Here is a 3,302-nt window from a genome sequence, read left to right on the forward strand (position 1 = left end):
GATGGCATTGGCGCTCGTCCAGATCGTGCCGATCTCCGTCCTCCAATACTCATCGCAACCTCCAATGTGCGAGTGTTGCGACGACCGTTTGAACCCGCCTTGGCTACCCCTATCGCTATGATGCACGAGCCCGCCGCGGTGGACCGGTCGGCGATCGTGTAGGGCCTGTTCCAGCGCATCGAGAACGAAGCCTGCATGCGCCGTGCGCGAGGCCCGCCAGCCCACGATCCTGCGGGCATAGGCGTCGATCACAAAGGCGACGTAGACAAAGCCGGTCCAGGTCGCGACATAGGTGAAGTCGGAGAGCCAGAGGACGTTCGGCCTTGGTGCCTTGAACTGGCGGTTGACGTGATCCAGCGGGCATGGCGCAGCCTTGTCGCTGATCGTAGTCTTGACGGGTTTGCCGCGGATGACCCCTTGCAAACCCATGTCCAGCATCAGTCGCGCCACGGTACATCGGGCAACATCGAAGCCTTCACGCTTGAGCTGCCGCCACACCTTGCGCACGCCGTAGACGGAGAAGTTCTCATCGAAGACGCGCCGAACCTCGATCTTCAGCGCGGCGTCCTGCGTGGCTCGCGCCGACAGCTTGGCGGGATCGCGCCGCTTGGCCATGGGCATGGTAGGTCGAGGGGGCGATCGGCAACACCTTGCAGATCAGCTCGACCCCATGCGCCCCACGATGATCGTCGATGAAGGCGATCATGGCTTGGACCGGCGGTCGAGCTCCGCCATCGCAAAATAAGCGCTTGCCTTGCGCAGGATCTCGTTGGCCTGCCGCAGCTCACGGTTCTCCCGTTCCAGGGCCTTCAGCTTCTCGGCCATCTCGGTCGGAACGCCGGCCCGCTGCCCGCTATCGACCTCGGCCTTCTTGACCCAGTCATGCAGCGTCTGCGGTGTGCAGCCGATCTTGGCCGCAATCAAGGTCACTGCCGCCCAGCGCGACGGGTGCTCGCCGGCGTGATCCAGAACCATCCGAACCGCACGGTCGCGGACTTCAGGCGAAAACTTGTTCGTGGTCTTGCTTGTCATGGCTCCATCCTCTCAGGAGTTGGAGCCTCCGGCAAACCCGGGGCGGTTCAGACTGCAGAGACTCGAGGATCTTGGGGGCTCGATCCTGTCGAAGTATGGGAAGCGGAAGAAAGGTGACGAGGGAATTTCGGCCGACACACCGTTGAGTGGCGATTTCATCGGCCGCAATGCCACGATCCATATCTTCCTTGTCGGTACAAAAGGAAATTCGACATCAACGGATGCAACCAGCTATGGTGTGCAACGGTGCGTCCCTGGGAGGGCATGCGCCGGACGAGCCCGCGTAATTCCGCGAGGACCTGCCTACTAGGAAGAACGTGGTCCCCAGGCATTCCTTCGCTAGTGCCGCCAGATTTGCGTGTTGGGCGCTCGCAGACCATTGTCGAATGTAAGGAAGACCTCATGATCAGCCAGAGGAAGGGTCTCTGAAAATTCTTGAACCCAGCGGATGAATAGCTTTTCGCATCTACTACGAGCACCCGCGACGCAATGCGGGCAATAGCGGCAGACTTGACATCGTCACGGGCACATCAACTGACCAGCCACAGCTTCGATGCCCTATGGAGAACGCGCAGGTTGAACTTACCACAGCACCGCGCTCGACGAGGCGCCGAGCGGCTGCGACATAGGCTGGCTCGAGAGCCAGATGGCCGCGGAGGACTGCCCAAGTCCCTGCGTGACCAGATCGTGGTCGAGTAGCTAGGCCATTCGGCATCGCCCTCACAGATCGGGGCGGGCGGCTTTCCCGCATCGGGCTCTTCCCGAGCGTAACCCGCGTCATATCCGCCCCTGTGCCCAAGTGCGAGTGATGCGTGGAACGGGCAGACGGAAGCGTGTCGTCAGGGTCTCGAACCTCCGACCAGCCCATGCGCCGAGTTTTCTGGCTGCGCCGTCTCAGACAGCGCATCCAGGTCCGACGCACTTCGCGATAGAGGCCATTGAGCGCTGGATAATTGTGCGGCCTGCCGTAGTAGCCGTAGTGTCCACGCAGCACAGCGGCGAGCCAATCGTGCTGCTTGGCCAGTGGCGCGTGCATGAGCAGCCAAGCCTCCTGCCGCAACCCTTCCGTCTTGTGCTTGACGATAAACCGGCCGTCCCTGGTCCGCCCGCAGTAGTGGGTCAAGCCGAGCCGATCCGCTCGCCCGTCCCACTCCGTCGCTTTCGGTACGATGCCCAGAACGACGATCCTGAAGTGCCCCAGAGGCAAGGTCCTGCGGCCGCAGCGTTTGACCAAGCACGGGCGCTTCTTCTACTCGAAAGCCAAGGACTGCAGCCGTTGCTCGATGGCGAACCTGCGCCTGTCTGCCGGCCGGCGGAACAAAGGCTGTCGTGGTGAGCGACCATCATCCTGCCCTCCTTCGAGCGCGTCGCCGACGGGAGAACTGATCGGCCGAGGACAGGCAAATCTACCGGCGAGATCGTTGGCGCTCCGAAGGATACCACGGCGAGGCAAAGACCTCGCATGGGCTCGCGCGCGCAATCCGACGCGGTCTTCAGAACATCCGCATCCAGGCGTTCCTGACCGCCGCGGCCGTGAACCTGAAGAGGCTGGCGTTCGCTCTATTGCCGGTGTCCTGGATGCCGGTCCCAGTAAATCAGCGATGGTGATTTGCATCTCGCTGGTGCGGCCGGCCTTCAGTCCGGCTATAATCTCGCCAAGTTCTGGAAAGTTCTTATCGGGCGCCACGGTGCCGGCAACGATGGCATGGTGGAGTTCACCAAACTGCCGCGTCTGATGCAGGCTGTCGGCGACGTAGCGAACGGCACGGGGCGATCGCAGCAGGGTTGATCTTCATTCTTGCGTTCGGCGTCAGATCCCATGGCGGTGACATGTTGTCCAGATTCAAGCCAAGCCGCACTTAGGATCGGCTGATCGGCAGGCGTTGCCGTAACAATGATATGCGAGCCCCTAACTGCCTCTGTCGGTTCCGCATGCGCGACCACGGGAAGCCCAACTTTATCGGAGAGCTCCTGTGCGACTTTGCCGGCTTTGGAGACATCACGCCCCCAGATGCGGGCCTCACGAATCGGTCGCACAAGCGCCAATGCCTGCAATTGCAATCTCGCCTGGACTCCAGCACCTAGCATCGCGACCACCGAAACGTCCTTGCAGGCGAGATGGTTTTGCTGCCACCACACCTGCAGCGGCGTGCGCAATCAGTAAGATTATAGCGCGACAATCTGGATGGGAAGCGCGCGACAATCTGGATGGCGAGTCGGTGTCGCGGCGAGGTGATGATTGCCGCGATGATTGTCGCGCGCAAGAGTTT

At 61.6% G+C, this 3,302-nt stretch carries 3 pseudogenes and 1 other annotated feature; of the pseudogenes, 1 reads left to right on the top strand and 2 read right to left on the bottom strand.

The window, feature by feature from the left end:
• Positions 1 to 99: 99 nt before the first annotated feature.
• Positions 100 to 1,032 (bottom strand): annotated as a pseudogene (locus tag IVB36_RS04940) (IS3 family transposase); the annotation flags it as partial.
• Positions 632 to 748, bottom strand: a sequence feature (AL1L pseudoknot). (Overlaps the previous pseudogene by 117 nt.)
• A gap of 1,120 nt (positions 1,033 to 2,152) precedes the next feature.
• On the opposite strand from IVB36_RS04940, the pseudogene IVB36_RS04945 reads away from it, so the two are divergent.
• Positions 2,153 to 2,595 (top strand): annotated as a pseudogene (locus tag IVB36_RS04945) (transposase); the annotation flags it as partial.
• A 22-nt stretch (positions 2,596 to 2,617) separates the two neighbouring features.
• Here IVB36_RS04945 and IVB36_RS04950 read toward each other — a convergent pair.
• A pseudogene (locus tag IVB36_RS04950) lies at positions 2,618 to 3,181 on the bottom strand (ornithine cyclodeaminase family protein); the annotation flags it as partial.
• Positions 3,182 to 3,302: the final 121 nt, after the last annotated feature.

It is taken from the genome of Bradyrhizobium sp. 35, assembly GCF_023073215.1.
Taxonomy (GTDB): domain Bacteria; phylum Pseudomonadota; class Alphaproteobacteria; order Rhizobiales; family Xanthobacteraceae; genus Bradyrhizobium; species Bradyrhizobium canariense_D.